This is a genomic window from Mesonia aestuariivivens (genome assembly GCF_019311235.1).
Taxonomy (GTDB): domain Bacteria; phylum Bacteroidota; class Bacteroidia; order Flavobacteriales; family Flavobacteriaceae; genus Mesonia; species Mesonia aestuariivivens.
Window position 1 is genome coordinate 1 of the sequence record NZ_JAHWDF010000070.1, and the last position, 566, is coordinate 566.

Sequence of the window (566 nt, forward strand, 5' to 3'; positions counted from 1 at the left end):
AGGACGTTTGCCATTGTGAGCTTTTGTTTGATCTCGGCTATTTCCATCGAAAAATATTTTGAAAAAAGTTTAATATATCATTTCCGATACAAAAGTAGCATATCCGATTTAAACAAACAAGCTTTTGCGATTTTGATACAGCAAATAAGTGTTGTAAATTTGTGATAACGTTAATTTTGACGCTATTTATACAGCATTTACGATATGAGTTTTGGTGAAAATGTGGCTACCGCCCGAAAAAAGAAAAAGCTATCCCAAAGTGAGTTAGCTAAAGAAGTGGGAACTATTGCAGTTACCATTGGAAGATACGAGCGTAACGAAATTAAACCATCCATCGATATTGCTACCAAGATTGCGGACGCTCTCGATGTGTCTCTTGATTATTTGGTAGGGAACACAGATACAGCCCTGGAAAAGGACTTATTGAAAAAAATAACGGATATCCAAAAACTGCCGGAAGATAAAAAAAATGTCGTGATGGAACTGTTAGATTCCTTCCTTAAACAGACCAAGCTCCAAAGTATTATGTAAACAATAAACCCCGCAATTTTAACCTTGCAGGGATT

The 566-nt window shown here is 36.0% G+C and carries 1 protein-coding gene; it reads left to right on the top strand.

All coding sequences use genetic code 11. The features are described from left to right. The first annotated feature begins 204 nt into the window (after nt 1-204). Complete coding sequence (locus KW502_RS15315) at nt 205-531, top strand: helix-turn-helix domain-containing protein (protein ID WP_219041415.1); 327 nt, start codon at nt 205-207, stop codon at nt 529-531. Nucleotides 532-566: the final 35 nt, after the last annotated feature.

What these genes read in the sequence shown, in the direction of transcription:
- KW502_RS15315 (WP_219041415.1), top strand. Translation starts at nt 205, where the DNA reads ATGAGTTTTGGTGAAAATGTGGCTACCGCCCGAAAAAAGAAAAAGCTA.